The organism is Psychrobacter sp. Sarcosine-02u-2 (assembly GCF_002836335.1).
In the GTDB taxonomy this organism is placed as follows: domain Bacteria; phylum Pseudomonadota; class Gammaproteobacteria; order Pseudomonadales; family Moraxellaceae; genus Psychrobacter; species Psychrobacter faecalis.
The window spans coordinates 1-14,460 of sequence record NZ_PJBX01000118.1 but is presented as its reverse complement, the minus strand read 5'-3'; the positions used below and the strand labels follow the sequence as shown (position 1 = coordinate 14,460).

Sequence of the window (14,460 nt, the reverse complement as noted above, 5' to 3'; positions counted from 1 at the left end):
TTGGGAGAGTTAGCTAACTACTTTGAATGATATGAAAATTACCAACAAATCTTTTTTGGACTTATTAACTTCAAGTGAGCATTGTAAATTAGGGTATACCCCAAGGGAACCAGTTATTTCGCCCCTCAAACCTATTAACAGACCACTTAAAACAGACTGCTATAATGGAACCACTTATAACAGACTATTTTAGGTGTTTATGTTTATCAGAGCGTATCTACGAGCGTCTACCAAAGAACAAGATGCTAAGCGTGCCAAAAGCGAACTCATAGCATTTGCCAACGATCATGGCCACAAGATTGCCGCCTTCTATGTCGAAAACGAATCAGGAGCTATCTTGGTGCGACCCAAGCTTATGCAGCTGATTGAAGATGCTCATAAGGGCGATGTTATTTTAGTTGAGCAGATTGATCGCTTGGCACGTTTGAACCAAGCTGATTGGGATACGCTCAAAAGAATGCTATCAGAAAAAAAGCTCTCTATCGTATCAAAAGAGCTGCCGACCTCCTATATGGCACTTCAACCTGAAAGCAGCACTGAATTTATGAGCAGTGTATTGCAGGCCATTAACTCGATGATGCTGGATATGCTCGCAGCCATTGCTCGAAAAGATTATGAGGATCGCCGTAACCGTCAGATGCAAGGTATTGCTCGTGCTAAGGCAGAAGGTAAGTATTCAGGACGTAGGAAAGATACCGAAAAGCGTAAGATTATTGCCAGTCTACTCAAATCAGGCCATAGCTATTCTGATATTCAGAAAATGGCCAAGTGCTCACGGCATCTGATCGCTGATGTGGCCAAGGAAAGACCTAAACTTATCATTGCTCATTAAGTGGTTCCACTACAGCAGTCTACTATGAGTAGTCTATTAATGGATTAATGAGCCTTTTTAGATGGTTCTCTTGGAGTATGCCAAAAAATCATTTTAATGCTTTGTTGATACTTTCAATAAGTTTTTTCCACTCATCAACTTCATCAGCTGCTAGGTGAGATGAATCGTGATCTTTACACCACTTTATAAAAGCTTTAGCTAGATTATACTTTGAAAAATTTGGTACTTCTTTATTGAATATACTCACAATACTTCTATTAGGCTGTGAATCTGCAATGTCTTGACAATTAATAGAATACTCTAACTGTACAATATCAATAAGTGTTTTCCTTAATAAGTCTTCAATTTCGGGCGTAGAAACATTTTTACAGTAGTCCTTGGTTCGAAATATATTTTTATTCCCTAAAGTATGAATTAAATTTTCCTGTTGAGCTGCTTGATCGCCTGCGCTATCAGAATCAAGTAAAGCTGCAATCTTTAATTTCTGGGCATGCAAAATAGTAGCATAATATACGACTTTACCAGCTGTATTAGCAGGAATCAGAGCTATCTTTTCATCCAAACTTACCACACTAGATTGACGCAACAGTGCTGAAACTGACTCTATGTACCAATAGTCTGTAAGGCCTTCTAAAATCAAGTTTTTCTTTTGCGTAAATAGACTTTGAGCTAAGTCATATCCTAGTGCTTCTTGAAGAGGTAAGAGGCCAGCTGGGTCGCTTGAAGAAATTGTAGTATGGACCTTTGTTCCATCTCTACGGTTCTTCATTTCTACTACTTTGACGATATCTAGTTCGTCAGGTCCAACTAAAAAAGGAGAATGAGTAGTATAAATAGTTTGGTTTTTTTCTGCTAATCTTGTGAGAGTTTCTCTAAAATCCCGCTGTTTTAAACCGTGTAAACTCATACCAGGTTCATCTAAAAGCAAAATAGCGTTTTTGTGCCTATCCATTGCTTCTGCAAAGAATACAACAAAGAATGAAACTAACCATTGAAAACCTTCTGACCTTTGGTCTAATTCAATATCAACACCAATCTCATCTTCTACAACGACTTTTAAATATTGTCCATCAGCGATAACCCTTAACCTATCTGCTTCTGGTCGGTCAGGATTTGGCATCCATACTTTCCTGATTTCCTCTGTTAACCGAACACTTGCAGCATTTAATTGATAACTTCTACTATCAAGTCTATCTTTATATTCTTTTAAAGCTTGTGGATCGTTAATAGATGGGCTGTTTGTCTTTCCTAGTTCAGACAGCTCTCTTGCAGTGAAACCTAGTAACTTGAGGAGACAAAGATTTCCATAATCATAATAAGTATCATCTAGTAGATTTTGTTCGGTTCTTTGTGCTAAATGCTCCAAATGTACAGAAGGTTTAACTTTAAAATAATTATTAAAGAGAATGAATACTGGTGTCCTTTTATCCAGAATACTTAAAACATTATCAATCTGCTCATTAAACTCAATTAAAGTTTTTAACTTTTCGTATCTTTCTTCTTCTTTATTATTATCTTCCTCTATAAGAGCAAAATTATTCTCTAAAAAACTCTGTAACTCTTTAGATTTATCTTCTGATATGAGGGTATTATCGTTCCAACTTTGATTGATAGTCCTTAAAACATTACTAGGTTTTCCAGTATCTTCGTCTGGATGTTCAATACCATACTGTTTATCTAAATGAGACATTAACCTTGCTAAGTCACCTCTAATGTCTTTATAACGAATTTTTGATGGGCCATTCTCGAGAGAATGATATACCCTGTTATCAAGATTTTTATATAATTTATATATACAGTCGTGAAATTCAGCCGGTACAATTTCTGCATCATCTTCATCTAGTCTAAACCAACCTGTTACGACTGTAATGTCTTTAGGGAGGACCTTTTCAGAAGTGATATCGTTATATTTTGATCGCGGATAATCTCTAAGTGCTTCAAATCCATCTACTTCTTTTGGTTTACTTAGCTGTTGTAAAGCTTTTAAAATCACTGTTTTCCCTGCCTCATTTGGCCCTACCATTATCGTCTTTAGATCTTCAACTTCAAATTCTCCAGTATCAATTATACTTCGGTAGTTTTGAATTCTAGCTTTGATTAGTCTCATAAATTTATTTCCCTTTCCTAATATTATTGATTTTAATAATGGTTACTCTATTGCTCAATCTATCCTGAAAACACTAATCATTGCCATAACAGCGCTTATGCTAAATAAAAATAATGCTCCAAAAGCTCACTGCATGTACACAACGAAGTACACCGCGACTACCTAAATAACTCAATATACCGATATCATTAGCCTACAGCCGAAGGCTCAAGTACTCACTAGGGTACCGAACCAAGAAAAGAGCTTGAGTGGCTCGCTATAAGTAGGCTTAATTAAAAAATACTGTTACGTAAATTCATCACTACATGAATTGAATCTTAAATAGGATCGTACTGTAATAGTCTTGATTGTTCTAATGCTAATATGGAGGGCGTTGTGACTGATAGCTGTGCTAAGTTGTTGGCAGATAAGCAATTGACCATAGTCTTCATTGAAAGCGCGACCGCGGGCTATCTAGCACATCGCTTTTCTATGAGTCCTTATTCAGGCGATATATTAATGGGCGGCTTGGTATGCTATGACGTTGCGATAAAAAAGAACGTGTTAAATATATCGAGCCAATTAATTGCTCAGTGTACACCTGAATCCTTAGAAGTCACCCAAGAACTGGTTAATAAGTCTAAGACCATGTTTGAAGCCGACTTATATGTGGCTTGTACAGGACTATTAACGTCTGGAGGCTCTGAAACTAAGGATAAGCCTGTCGGTACGTTTTTTTATTGCATTGGTTATAAAGATGAGCTGTATGATTTTCGCAGTATCTGTCAAGGCGCCCCTGAGCAAAAGCTACGCAGCATCAATAGTCTTATTTGTAAGAGTATTATAGAGGTTGTAAATCGCCATACTGACTAATTTAAAATCTTATTATTTAGGGCTTTAGCCCATCCTCTATGTTTTTTGTTGCTAGAAACTATAATAAGGATATTAAAATGAAAACATCAGTACCTATTAAATCGCTTCAAAATAAACTATGGATAGTATTTTTGGTGAGTTTCTTTGGTCTCAGCGCTTGCAGCAGTGAGACAGAAGAGCCGGCTCCTAATACAGAATCTAGCGAAATGACACCTGTGCAAACAGCGACCGAGGCTGACGATCAAACCCCTGCTCCTACAGAGGAGGTAGAAGGTGCAGGTGGTACAGCATACTATTCTAGTAATGGGAGTGTAGAAAATGACCAAAAGACGGATGATACGGTTACTGTTAATGAAAATAACTCGAACTTAGATCAAACACCGGCAGATGGAGTGCAGTAAGTATGAGAAAGCGCGCAATCCATTAAGTATTAATATAAATAGCTCACCGCCATGTGTTCAAGTTTAACTAAGAAACCGTACTTATTAAGCGTCTCATCTTTACTTACATCATTAGCAGAATTGACTAAAAAAGCCCGTGACCATAATCACGGGCTTTTTACATTTTTAGGGTCTAATTATTAAACACTCAATCATCAATAGTTGTTTTGTGTACGCCACTCATCTACATCACGTTCAGCGTCTTCTTTTGAATGACCATAACGCTCTTGGACACGTCCAACCAGTTTGTCACGGTCACCTTCGATATGAGTGAGATCATCATCTGTTAAATCTCCCCATTTTTGTTTTACTGAACCTTTGAGTTGGTTCCATTCGCCTTTTAGGGTTTGATTGTTCATATCGTTATCATCCATTTTTTGATTGTTTTTGTACTGCTCATCCATACTTTGTTCGTTCAAATCTTGATTGTTCATCATGGCTTTCCTTTTCTATTTATGCGTTTTTAAGTCAACGCATCTATATCAAGAACAAGCTCATCCATCTTTTATTTTTTTTATTGATGGATAGGCTATCAGCAATTATTAAGCTGACATATCTAATATAGAGATACACATTTGGACTGTCTGTATAACGAATGTTTAAAGTATTGCTGAGCTATTATTAAGTCTACCAATTTGTTATGACGGTATAAGTTATGATTCGGACCGGACTGTTAGTTATAAGAAAAGTCTTTAATTAAAAAAGACTATAAGATTGGTTCTAGTGTCAGAGCTGGGAGACGCTCTTACTAAACCACTCTGAAATTTCCTGAGACTTAACATTCTGAGAAGGTATAAAAAACCCTTTCGTTAAATCGTATAATGGGCGTTATGACAAATGATTTTAGACAGAAAAAGCCAATCTACTAGATGGCTTTTTTAGAGAGTTCTTGGACAGGTAGAGCGACTTATCGAAAGTAAGCCCACTAAGGATTACTACAGTCAATTAGAAAAATCTAGTCACGACTATAGTGCTCAAGACGAGGATTAAACCGCTCACTCCTAAAGCTCGTAGAACAAATTCCTTGTTGCTCATAACCGCCCTCGCATCATTCTTTATTGTTAATATCTACTTTATACTTTATCTATCCATTATTGTAAATGACTCTTTAAAATACCATCAAAAAGTACATTGAGCGAACCTATCCAGTATTATTATTTTGTATATGAATAATTTAATCAATTATGATGACACCCACATGGGAAACTGAACTTAATAATTCGCAAACCTATCCTCATACTCATCACAGACCTTCAATCCAATTTGTACGGCTTCACTAAGGTCAGCCCCTTCTTTGACACTATAAGGCACATTTGGCGTCAAACGACTTAGCTTTAAGCCATCTACCGCTGCTTTGTTAAGCGGTATACCAACGTAAGATTCATCGGTGTAACCCTTAGGATGAAAAAACACCTCACGACCAAAGGAAGGATTTGAGGCACACGCAATCTCACCCTCAGGCACTGTAAACGGATAAGGTGTTGTGTAATCTTTACTCCATGTCTGCTCACTCACTACGATATAGCCTGAACCATACAGATCATCTTCTGTATTGCCTGAGCTGCACCCAATCATAACGATAGACGCTACTGCAATTAACCACCTGGACATATTGATTCGCATGGTACGCCGTCCTTATCACGGTCTAGCTTGGTATTTCCACATTTGAGTGCTTGTTTAGCTTGTTCACAGCTAACCATCTGCCCACAAGTGCGCGGTAAGCCTTTGCATTGAGAGCCGCCAGCACCTTTAGCAAACAACGGATGCTCTACCTCAACATCACTATAAAATGGATTGTCAGTGACTGTAACTGCTGCCTGAGAAGATAAAGCAAAGAGAGATAACGCTATACTTAAAATAAATTTTTTCATAAAAACTACTTTTTTTGATATCCAAAACACTGCGTTCAAGTATTAATAATACCCTATATTTGTTCAATAAAGTGAGTGCTGTATAACTAAACGTCTGATTTGCACAGCAGTTTATTTATAATTTGCCTGATAGACGGGTTAGTGCCATAGTTGTTCACTGAACGTTCTGGACAGTTGTACTGTACAGACACTAAAAACGTACTTGAACACTAGGTGAAGAATGAACATATCGGTGACAAAAGCAGCAAAAGAATGGGGTGTATCAAGAACGACCATTTATCAGAAAGTCAATGATGGTGAGCTATCCAGAACCGCAGACAAGAAAATAGACGTTTCAGAAATGTTGCGCGTGTTTGGTGAGCCAATTTCTAAAAAACGTACTGAACGTTCAGTGAACACTGTCCAAAGTACACCTCTGAACAGTCAGAATGTTCAGTACAGTACAGACATTGAACACCAATTAGCGCTTGAAAAGCTCAAAAATGAACACCTCAGCCAACAAGTGAGTGATCAAAAGAAGTTGATAGAGAATTATCAGCAGCAGATCAGTCAGCTCAACAAAACGCTGGATAAAGCCAACGCCAGTATTCAGGATTTCGCGCAAGTCAGACTACTAGAGTTTAAAAAGTCTGAGCAGGGCTATGAGCCGCCAGTTGAACAAGAGAAAGAAAAAACAGACAACTCAACCGTAGCTACGGTTGAGAAGAAAAAAAAGTGGTGGGAATTTTAAACGTTGTGATCTTATCGACTAATGATCTAACAAATACTCTTCTAGCGCATCGTTAATCATATCTTGGTAGTTTCCACCGGTCTTTTTAGCCTTATCCTGGAATCTAGCAATGATACTCGGACTCACGATACTGGCACCGACCATAGGATCATCTGCCACCACACTACCACGAGTCGCGCTCGACCAATCAGTAACTTCAGGCATATCAGACAAATCAATATCATGATCTGAAAGCACCGCCAATCGTTGCAAGTTGGCTTCTTGCTCAACGCTTAAAGACGGCAATTCATTTGCTTTATAGCTCACCTTGTTCATAAAACCTCCTTTCAGCCTTGGTGGCACGTCGTGCTGATATGATACGAATAACCTCACCACCCTCACTATCTCTTTGAGTATGAGCGACCAGTAATACCGCCACCCCATTCACCGCGCCAAGCGCTTGCCACCGCTCTTCACCGTTTTCATATCGATCTTGCTGACGCAAACACAAAGGATCAAAAAATACACGAGCGGCTTCTTCAAAGGATAAGCCATGTTTGCGTTGATTACTGCTATTTTTCTGTTCATCCCATTCAAATTCAATCATTGATCACCGTCTTCAAGCATATTGGTGCTAGGCATTGTCTGATAATCAAAAGATAGCGGGATGCTATTGGTTTCAGCAACCTGATGCAAAAATAACTTAATGGCCTGAGAAGGCGTTAAACCATAGCCTTCAAGCACCGAAAACGCCTTGTCTTTTAACTCTTGATCCAGACGGATATTATAATTGGTTGTGCTCATAGCAGTACTTATCGCTTATTCATATACCCTTAATATAAGCGATAAGTACATCCAGTTCAATCAATCTAGCGTTTTAGACTTTCACGAATAGTGACAGTAACACGTTATACGTCTAATTCACCCAGAAAATCATCAATTTTCTGTTTGAGCTCTTTTTGTATGACGTAGAGTTCGCTCGCGCTACATTCTCTTAGCATACGTTCCTCATCTTTTAGCTCAAACATCTTTTTACGTATGTTATCGCTATGAGCTTCGTTTTCTAAACCAAAGGTGTTAAGACGACCCATTTGACGGTAGTATTCTCGTTGCGCCTCTTCAAACATCATGAAATGGTTACTTGCTACTGATATACCTTCAATACTCATGAATTACTCCTTTTTACACTAGGAAAATGTCCCTTTATGAAATTTTTATTTATTTATCATCAATAGCTTGCCTATCAAGAAGAGATCTATTTCTTTTATTTGTTAGCTTCGCTTCAAATCTCTTCATAGCCGTATCTAATTCTTCATGCGTGGACTGTACATAGGCCTCATCGCTAACATCCGTATTGCTTTCTTGGATTGGGTCACTAGAATACAAATCAACAAAAATTTGTTTTTTAACCTCAGGCTTAATCTCAATATCACTGCTAGAATTATCTGTAGCGACAGATAATTCCTTTGACTCTTTTCTATAGCGGTAAAGATAATTGGTCAGTGTACCAGTCGTTAGAATGAGGTCATGGCGCTCAGCTAATATCTCAACCACGCCTTCATAGGTATATGAAACAGCCAGCTCTTCGATCACCTCATAAAGATCACGAAACTTGGAAAACTTTGTTCTCTTAGCCATAAATTTCTATCTCCCTCTATTCTTGAAGACAATTATCTCAATTATAAAAACGCTCATAAATTGCTCATAATTAACTAACGATTTACTACCCTTTTGCTAACGATTTGCTAACTTTCAATCAATCATACAGCAATTGCTCATAATTTGCTCATATCTAGCTAACGATTCCCTATCTTTTTACTAACGATTTACTAACGTAACGCTCTTATAAGCCTTTTTAGCTAAAAAGGCTTACGACAGGTAGAAAATAACCGATTTTTCTACCTGCTTTTTGGTCATTAAATTATCCAATTTAATGACTACACCTTACGCACCCTCTCGGGATGAAAAAAAGCGTCTTAAATCAGAAACTTACCTGATTTAAGACGCTTTTTTCTGCATGCAAAGTGCAAACAAAATGAATTTAAGCAACTGATTTTTATGATATATTATTGTCTACAATTTGCAAACAAGGATAATTATGTACACCCCTACCGTATCATTTAGATTAAAACCTGAAGTCTACTTAAAACTAGAAGCAATAGCAGCAAAGGAAGGGCAATCTCCTGGTGTCTACTTAAAGAAAAAATTGGAATCAGATACTAATAGTTTCCTTGAAGATCTTAAGTTTATGAAAGGAGATATTAGTGAGATTCTGCACTTATTGCAGTCGGATGATAAAGGATCAAAATCGGTAGAGAACACATCAAATCAGAATGATATGGTCAAGGCTTTGATGCCGATAGTGCTAGAATCGTTATTGATATTAAGGGAGGTGGCAGCACCTAATAAGGTCTCCAATTCTCAAAGATTAGTCGATAAAGCAGGAATAAAAGCATACAATAGTTTGGATTAAAAAATAAAATTTTGTATTGCCCTAGTATCAGCTGATACTAGGGCTTTTTTTGAGAAGCAATTCAGTGATAAGAGGTTGATCCTTGGTGGCACAGTAATAAAAACTACTGAGATTCTAATAATCTTCCGAAGATTTTAGTTGATATGAACAATCATGGAACTGGGTAAGCTCATAAAGGTCGTCTAAGGGGGTTGGAAAAATTTTACCTAGCAACTATACCAAACGATACTTAGAACCTTATAGGGAGCTTAATAGGATGCTTTTATCCCTATTTAACTAAAGCTTTGAGCTTTCTTTTTAAATTATTTGAAATTACTGATATTGAATTCATTGCTATCTTTACTAGCCTTTTCTTTTGTCACTCTAATTATTAATAACCAAAAAGGTTTTTAATGTTTTTAAATACTTTTAAAAGCTTTTACCTCCTCTGAAACGCTTTTCATAAAAGGGTTTCGCCTTCTATAAAGCAACGTTTTACGACCCATAAAGCAACGTTTTACGACCCATAAAGCAACGTTTTACGACCCATAAAGCAACGTTTTACGACCCATAAAGCAACTTATTTTTTGAGTTGTTGCTTTAATAGCATTGTTAGATTATAGTTGTTAAAAATGGGTTGGAATATGGAAATGTCTAAACAATTAGTTACTAAGGATAATTCCTTGATTGGTGCGAGTTATAGCTTAGGAGTAGTTGAACAACGCTTAATATTTTTAGCCATTATCGAGGCAAGGGAACAAAAAACATTAATAGAAGCAGGTGGATTATTGCGAATTTATGCGCAAAGCTACGCTAAACAATTTAATGTGGAAAAGCATACATCGTATGAAGCTATGAAAAGGGCAGTAGAAGGATTGTATGAGGCAGGTTTTGCTTATAGTAAGGTGGATGAACGTTCGGGAAAGATAGGTAATTATAAAAGCCGTTGGGTGGATAAGATCGGCTATATTGACGAATTAGGCTGTGTCGAATTAGTATTTGCAAGTGATGTAATTCCTTTGATTACCAGGCTTGAAGCACGTTACACAGAATATGAGTTGAAGCAGGTCGTAGGATTGCAGAGTGAGTACGCAATAAGGCTGTATGAGTTGATAATTCAATGGAGGTCAGTAGGTACAACCAGTCAGATATCGCTTGTAGAATTGCGCGAAAAGCTAGGATTGGTGGACGAATACCAACGGATAGAAGCCTTCAAAAGACGGGTTTTAGATCTGGCGATAACTCAAATAAATGAACATACTGATATTACTTCTGAATATGAACAACACAAACAAGGCCGCGTCATTACAGGATTTACATTCAAGTTTAAAGTGAAAAAAAATAAAGAAAAAACTGGTACTAAAATTTCTAATAATGAAAATAGGACTACTATTGAAGGACTTAACGATAAGCAACTAGGACGTATTGCTCGTAACCCTAGCTTTATGGCAGATTACAATCATTTAGTAAGCTCTACCAGTCCAGCAGGTCAAGATCCCAAAGCGTGGGAATTTGAGATGATTAATCGCCTCAAAAAAGATGCTTCACAGTTTAAGAAACGTCCAGTTAGAGAATATCTTGAATACTAGAGTTTAATAGGCGGATCTAAAACTTGACTCAGAGTAATGTTTTGTAGTAACCTAACAACTCAGAATAGACGATCCGTCTAGATGCGTTTTAGAAGATATCATTTATTAATTGAACCTTGTAACTGGCTGATTTTAGCCGCTATTTTTATAGCTGCAACACCCGAAGACCTCGACCTCTGTACTACCTCGTTTGGCCTTACGCAACTTGTCATTCGTTTAGTATTTCGACTGAGGCTTCGCCACAGTATAAGGCTTGTGGCGTTCTAATGTTATTTCTCTCGGGTTCGATTGTGTTGTCGACTGGTACAATCCGTGCCGTCAGAAAGCGTCGTAAATAATATGAATGATATAAAACTTTTAGAACAGTTGCAGGCTCAGCTTGCTGAGATCCAAACAACTACGCATGATACATTAGAACCCAGTGTTACTCGTAAAATTGAAGAAGCAATAGAGAATCTTGATTTAGTAATAGAGAACTCAGCTTCCAAAGAAGCAGACTATAAGGCCATAGGTTTAAAAACGCTCGGTGATTTACTTATTTACTTCCCCAGTATTATTGAGCTTATTCAGCTTTTTAGAAAGTTTCTAGAGTAGTACAGCAAGCCTTACCACTCTTATAAGGTTGAAAATATGAAAATCGGCAGTGTTATAAAAAAATGTCGAAAATTGAGAAATATGACGCAGTTGCAAGTAAGCGCTTTAGCAGATGTTTCTGAATCATACTTATCATTAATAGAAAAAGATAAACGTCAACCAACCTTATCCAATCTGGAATCAATTGCTGACGCTTTACAGATACCAGTAAGTGTCCTTGTGTTTTTGGCGGCTAAGCAAGAATCCATCTCGGAAATTACAGACACGCAGATTGAATCCCTTACCAAAACAATTTATTCGATGATTGAAGCTTAAACAATGGGCTTTCACCCTCTACCTCAGGTTACACCAATTGCAAATATTAGCTCACTTGCTAACCTATTAGAAATTACAGTGGAAGATCTAGAATATGTACTGGCTAATAAAGATAGATATTGGTGCCCAGGAAAAAAACTAACCAAGCCCAATGGTGAAGTAAGACATACACACAATGCAAAACCTAGGCTAAAAGCCATTCATCAAAAAATTCTTGATAAGTTACTTAAAAAAGTTTTTTATCCCATCTATATGCAGGGTGGAGTCGCAGATCTCTTAAACCCTCGCAGTTGTAGGACTCACGCTGCATTTCATTGCAACAAATCTATTGTTATATCAGAAGACATAAAGAGTTTCTTCCCCAACTGTGACTACAAAAATATTCGTAGCATCTGGCAAGGGTTCTTTTGTATGGCACCTGAAATCGCTGAAATTCTGACACAACTAACAACGTATCAAAACGAGCTACCACAAGGATGGAAGACTAGTGGATACCTTGCACAGTTAATCTTCTATGATATAGAGCCAAAACTAGTTGAAGAATTGGACCGTCAACAAGTTGCATACAGTAGATATATTGACGATATAACCATCTCTAGCTCACGGCTATTAACTGACCGACAAAAAACAGATATTATCTCCAAGATATACTCAATGGTTTTTCATAAAGCTCATCATCCAAACCGTAAGAAACAAACAATTTTTTCTCCTTCCGTTAACGGTGTAGGAAAAACAGTAACTGGCCTAACTGTTAATTCAAAAAAACCTACAATCAACAACGATAAAAGAAAGAAGCTCCGCTCTGATATACACAAGCTCTCTCTACGCTTTCATACTGATAAGAATCTATATAGTTACGATAAAGATTGGCGTAGCATTACTTCTAAGGTAGGTCATATCAAGACCTCTCACCCTAGGCAGTGGAAAAAATTCAGACAAGAAATGAACGCTATAAAACCAACGTTCAAGCGTAAGAAAAAAACTAACACTAAGAAGGCTGTTTTTAAAGGAACGATTGATGGGAAATAATAGGTTTTATGGGAGTAAGTATGGTTCCCTAGTGAGGACTTGAATCTTTGGCTGTGGGCTAATGGTATCAAAGTTTTAACTCGCGGAAATAATTTCAGTGTACTTCGTGGTGTACTTGTCATACATATTCTATTCGTAATCCGGGTGCTATACAGAAATCGAACTGCTAATGTTAGATATAAATTCAATGGCTATGAGGTCGATAGCATGGGTCATTATCATTAAGCTTTCTTATTAAAATCTCTCAAGTTGGTTGCTACAAGGTTAGCAGCATAGGTCATCTTAGAGTCTGCGTAAAAAATAGGATGTATACCTATTACTTATTGCCATACTCATCAACAGTAAGACCCAATGTGGCTTCTTGTCGTGTTGTAACCGCTTCTTCTACAGGCATTACTGCTTTAATCTGCTCAGGTTGATTTTCTTCGACTGTAGCAGGTTCAGAACTCTTTGCAGTAACGCTTTCAGTGTCAGTGTCTACGAAAATTGGAACGATAGCTACCACTGCAAACCAAATTAAAGCAGTGATGCCTGTAAATTGCATTCTGCTATATTTGCCATTGGGGTTTTTACCTGTACGTACATTGAACTTCTCAGGCTTAATAAAAGAGTAAATATATATCGCAGGTATAACCAATAAAAGAAATCCAAGAAGAACTGCCATGGCAACCTCAAATAAAAAAAATGTTAATAATTATTAAATTAAATTATAGCCTTATCTAACAAAAAAAGTTACTTTAAAAATACAAACAGCTTTTATAAGCCTTCAGTCCTCGGCAGGAGGCCTCGAAAAGTTAATTTATCGGGTATCCTAAATTAGTTGACCACTACAACTTTTCACTTACAACACGCAACCTTTTTAACACACGTTGATTATAAATCTTGTTTTTCAAGGTGCTAATATAATTGAGTAATACTTAACTTAGATATCATAAACCACTGATTCTAATAACTTTTATCTTGTATTATCACAGATTATTGGTTTATCGAGATTTTGCAAGCTTTACTTAACTGGAGAAATTATGCGTGCTTTAACTTATCATGGTGCTAAAGATGTGCGAGTGGACAATGTCCCAGAGCCTAAACTGCAAGAAAAAGATGATGTTATTTTACGTGTGACTGCAACTGCAATTTGTGGTTCAGATTTACACTTATATCGTGGCAAAATACCTAAAACCGAGGAAGGCGATATCTTCGGTCATGAGTTTATGGGTGTGGTTGAAGAAGTAGGCTCTGAAGTTACTGCTGTTAAAAAAGGCGATAGAGTTGTTATTCCTTTTGTTATTGCATGTGGTAACTGCTTTTTCTGTCAGCATGACCTAATGTCCGCTTGTGAGACTACAAATACAGGCCCAGGCGCTGCTATTAATAAAAAAATAATTCCGCCACCGGCTGCTTTATTTGGTTTTAGCCATTTATATGGTGGGATTCCTGGTGGACAAGCAGAATTTGTACGGGTTCCTAAAGGTAATTTTAATACGTTCAAAGTAAATGGCTCACTGTCAGATGAGAAGGTTTTATTTTTATCAGATATTTTACCAACTGCTTGGCAGGCCGTGACTAATGCCAATATTACTAAAGGTTCAACCGTAGCTATTTATGGTGCGGGTCCTGTGGGGTTGTTATCAGCAGCTTGTGCCAAAATGTTAGGCGCTGAGCAGATCTTCGTA

20 protein-coding genes are annotated in these 14,460 nt (G+C 37.3%); 10 read left to right on the top strand and 10 right to left on the bottom strand.

Features of this window, described 5'->3' with window-relative positions:
- Window positions 1-199 precede the first annotated feature (199 nt).
- A complete protein-coding gene (locus CXF58_RS02710; protein ID WP_102076499.1) occupies window positions 200-832 on the top strand; it encodes a recombinase family protein in 633 nt (210 codons plus the stop codon).
- 88 nt (window positions 833-920) lie between these two features.
- Here the strand turns inward: CXF58_RS02710 and CXF58_RS02705 are convergent, their stop codons facing one another.
- Window positions 921-2,939 carry an AAA family ATPase gene (locus CXF58_RS02705; RefSeq protein WP_102076498.1) on the bottom strand — a complete coding sequence of 673 codons (2,019 nt, stop codon included), beginning with the start codon at window positions 2,937-2,939 and terminating at the stop codon, window positions 921-923.
- Window positions 2,940-3,314: 375 nt separating this feature from the next.
- Between CXF58_RS02705 and CXF58_RS02700 the strand changes: the two genes are divergently transcribed.
- Both CXF58_RS02700 and CXF58_RS02695 read left to right on the top strand, forming a co-directional pair.
- Complete coding sequence (locus CXF58_RS02700) at window positions 3,315-3,791, top strand: CinA family protein (protein ID WP_227543716.1); 477 nt, start codon at window positions 3,315-3,317, stop codon at window positions 3,789-3,791.
- A gap of 77 nt (window positions 3,792-3,868) precedes the next feature.
- Window positions 3,869-4,192 (top strand): hypothetical protein, encoded by a 324-nt coding sequence (locus tag CXF58_RS02695; protein WP_101204338.1) that lies wholly within the window; start codon window positions 3,869-3,871, stop codon window positions 4,190-4,192.
- A 194-nt stretch (window positions 4,193-4,386) separates the two neighbouring features.
- Here the strand turns inward: CXF58_RS02695 and CXF58_RS02690 are convergent, their stop codons facing one another.
- The 3 genes from CXF58_RS02690 to CXF58_RS02680 all read right to left on the bottom strand — a co-directional run bounded on the left by CXF58_RS02690 (window position 4,387) and on the right by CXF58_RS02680 (window position 6,102).
- Entirely contained in the window at window positions 4,387-4,668 is a 282-nt protein-coding gene (locus tag CXF58_RS02690; protein WP_413501051.1) for a CsbD family protein, read from the bottom strand.
- A 775-nt stretch (window positions 4,669-5,443) separates the two neighbouring features.
- On the bottom strand, window positions 5,444-5,842 hold the full coding sequence (locus CXF58_RS02685; protein WP_227543717.1) for a hypothetical protein: 399 nt from the start codon (window positions 5,840-5,842) through the stop codon (window positions 5,444-5,446).
- A complete protein-coding gene (locus CXF58_RS02680; RefSeq protein ID WP_102076496.1) occupies window positions 5,827-6,102 on the bottom strand; it encodes an excalibur calcium-binding domain-containing protein in 276 nt (91 codons plus the stop codon). The genes CXF58_RS02685 and CXF58_RS02680 overlap by 16 nt, the downstream gene beginning before the upstream one ends.
- A gap of 220 nt (window positions 6,103-6,322) precedes the next feature.
- Between CXF58_RS02680 and CXF58_RS02675 the strand changes: the two genes are divergently transcribed.
- The gene (locus CXF58_RS02675) at window positions 6,323-6,832 is read left to right on the top strand and encodes a plasmid replication DNA-binding protein (protein WP_102076495.1); all 510 of its coding nucleotides are present in this window, start codon (window positions 6,323-6,325) and stop codon (window positions 6,830-6,832) included.
- 18 nt (window positions 6,833-6,850) lie between these two features.
- Here the strand turns inward: CXF58_RS02675 and CXF58_RS02670 are convergent, their stop codons facing one another.
- The 5 genes from CXF58_RS02670 to CXF58_RS02650 form a co-directional block, all read right to left on the bottom strand.
- The gene (locus CXF58_RS02670) at window positions 6,851-7,147 is read right to left on the bottom strand and encodes a hypothetical protein (RefSeq protein WP_228706519.1); all 297 of its coding nucleotides are present in this window, start codon (window positions 7,145-7,147) and stop codon (window positions 6,851-6,853) included.
- Window positions 7,128-7,418, bottom strand: coding sequence for a BrnT family toxin (locus CXF58_RS02665; RefSeq protein WP_180952509.1), 291 nt, complete (start codon window positions 7,416-7,418; stop codon window positions 7,128-7,130). Before CXF58_RS02665 ends, CXF58_RS02670 begins: the two co-directional genes overlap by 20 nt.
- Window positions 7,415-7,615 carry a type II toxin-antitoxin system RelB/DinJ family antitoxin gene (locus tag CXF58_RS02660; RefSeq protein ID WP_068330392.1) on the bottom strand — a complete coding sequence of 67 codons (201 nt, stop codon included), beginning with the start codon at window positions 7,613-7,615 and terminating at the stop codon, window positions 7,415-7,417. Before CXF58_RS02660 ends, CXF58_RS02665 begins: the two co-directional genes overlap by 4 nt.
- A 104-nt stretch (window positions 7,616-7,719) precedes the next feature.
- On the bottom strand, window positions 7,720-7,980 hold the full coding sequence (locus CXF58_RS02655; RefSeq protein WP_102076494.1) for a hypothetical protein: 261 nt from the start codon (window positions 7,978-7,980) through the stop codon (window positions 7,720-7,722).
- Between the two features lie 49 nt (window positions 7,981-8,029).
- Window positions 8,030-8,449 (bottom strand): hypothetical protein, encoded by a 420-nt coding sequence (locus CXF58_RS02650; RefSeq protein WP_101204343.1) that lies wholly within the window; start codon window positions 8,447-8,449, stop codon window positions 8,030-8,032.
- Window positions 8,450-8,909: 460 nt separating this feature from the next.
- On the opposite strand from CXF58_RS02650, the gene CXF58_RS02645 reads away from it, so the two are divergent.
- From CXF58_RS02645 to CXF58_RS02625, 5 genes are all read left to right on the top strand, one after another.
- Complete coding sequence (locus CXF58_RS02645) at window positions 8,910-9,284, top strand: hypothetical protein (protein WP_102076493.1); 375 nt, start codon at window positions 8,910-8,912, stop codon at window positions 9,282-9,284.
- Between the two features lie 623 nt (window positions 9,285-9,907).
- The gene (gene repM, locus CXF58_RS02640; RefSeq protein ID WP_227543711.1) at window positions 9,908-10,852 is read left to right on the top strand and encodes a replication initiation protein RepM; all 945 of its coding nucleotides are present in this window, start codon (window positions 9,908-9,910) and stop codon (window positions 10,850-10,852) included.
- A 339-nt stretch (window positions 10,853-11,191) separates the two neighbouring features.
- On the top strand, window positions 11,192-11,446 hold the full coding sequence (locus CXF58_RS02635; protein ID WP_102076492.1) for a hypothetical protein: 255 nt from the start codon (window positions 11,192-11,194) through the stop codon (window positions 11,444-11,446).
- A 36-nt stretch (window positions 11,447-11,482) separates the two neighbouring features.
- Complete coding sequence (locus tag CXF58_RS02630) at window positions 11,483-11,761, top strand: helix-turn-helix domain-containing protein (protein ID WP_102076491.1); 279 nt, start codon at window positions 11,483-11,485, stop codon at window positions 11,759-11,761.
- A gap of 3 nt (window positions 11,762-11,764) precedes the next feature.
- Window positions 11,765-12,790, top strand: a complete 1,026-nt coding sequence (locus CXF58_RS02625) for a reverse transcriptase family protein (RefSeq protein WP_102076490.1) — start codon at window positions 11,765-11,767, stop codon at window positions 12,788-12,790.
- Window positions 12,791-13,106: 316 nt separating this feature from the next.
- Here the strand turns inward: CXF58_RS02625 and CXF58_RS02620 are convergent, their stop codons facing one another.
- Window positions 13,107-13,454, bottom strand: a complete 348-nt coding sequence (locus tag CXF58_RS02620; RefSeq protein ID WP_102076489.1) for a hypothetical protein — start codon at window positions 13,452-13,454, stop codon at window positions 13,107-13,109.
- A gap of 358 nt (window positions 13,455-13,812) precedes the next feature.
- On the opposite strand from CXF58_RS02620, the gene CXF58_RS02615 reads away from it, so the two are divergent.
- Window positions 13,813-14,460: alcohol dehydrogenase catalytic domain-containing protein (locus CXF58_RS02615; protein ID WP_180952508.1), on the top strand; the 648-nt coding region annotated here is incomplete at its 3' end.

Bases quoted from the DNA above. Each gene is read 5' to 3' on its own strand.
- CXF58_RS02680 (WP_102076496.1), bottom strand. From the start codon at position 6,102: ATGAAAAAATTTATTTTAAGTATAGCGTTATCTCTCTTTGCTTTATCT.
- CXF58_RS02625 (WP_102076490.1), top strand. From the start codon at position 11,765: ATGGGCTTTCACCCTCTACCTCAGGTTACACCAATTGCAAATATTAGC.
- CXF58_RS02620 (WP_102076489.1), bottom strand. From the start codon at position 13,454: ATGGCAGTTCTTCTTGGATTTCTTTTATTGGTTATACCTGCGATATAT.
- CXF58_RS02645 (WP_102076493.1), top strand. From the start codon at position 8,910: ATGTACACCCCTACCGTATCATTTAGATTAAAACCTGAAGTCTACTTA.
- CXF58_RS02690 (WP_413501051.1), bottom strand. From the start codon at position 4,668: ATGATGAACAATCAAGATTTGAACGAACAAAGTATGGATGAGCAGTAC.
- CXF58_RS02655 (WP_102076494.1), bottom strand. From the start codon at position 7,980: ATGAGTATTGAAGGTATATCAGTAGCAAGTAACCATTTCATGATGTTT.
- CXF58_RS02685 (WP_227543717.1), bottom strand. From the start codon at position 5,842: ATGTCCAGGTGGTTAATTGCAGTAGCGTCTATCGTTATGATTGGGTGC.
- CXF58_RS02710 (WP_102076499.1), top strand. From the start codon at position 200: ATGTTTATCAGAGCGTATCTACGAGCGTCTACCAAAGAACAAGATGCT.
- repM (WP_227543711.1), top strand. From the start codon at position 9,908: ATGGAAATGTCTAAACAATTAGTTACTAAGGATAATTCCTTGATTGGT.
- CXF58_RS02630 (WP_102076491.1), top strand. From the start codon at position 11,483: ATGAAAATCGGCAGTGTTATAAAAAAATGTCGAAAATTGAGAAATATG.
- CXF58_RS02660 (WP_068330392.1), bottom strand. From the start codon at position 7,615: ATGAGCACAACCAATTATAATATCCGTCTGGATCAAGAGTTAAAAGAC.
- CXF58_RS02695 (WP_101204338.1), top strand. From the start codon at position 3,869: ATGAAAACATCAGTACCTATTAAATCGCTTCAAAATAAACTATGGATA.
- CXF58_RS02635 (WP_102076492.1), top strand. From the start codon at position 11,192: ATGAATGATATAAAACTTTTAGAACAGTTGCAGGCTCAGCTTGCTGAG.
- CXF58_RS02650 (WP_101204343.1), bottom strand. From the start codon at position 8,449: ATGGCTAAGAGAACAAAGTTTTCCAAGTTTCGTGATCTTTATGAGGTG.
- CXF58_RS02665 (WP_180952509.1), bottom strand. From the start codon at position 7,418: ATGATTGAATTTGAATGGGATGAACAGAAAAATAGCAGTAATCAACGC.
- CXF58_RS02675 (WP_102076495.1), top strand. From the start codon at position 6,323: ATGAACATATCGGTGACAAAAGCAGCAAAAGAATGGGGTGTATCAAGA.
- CXF58_RS02705 (WP_102076498.1), bottom strand. From the start codon at position 2,939: ATGAGACTAATCAAAGCTAGAATTCAAAACTACCGAAGTATAATTGAT.
- CXF58_RS02670 (WP_228706519.1), bottom strand. From the start codon at position 7,147: ATGAACAAGGTGAGCTATAAAGCAAATGAATTGCCGTCTTTAAGCGTT.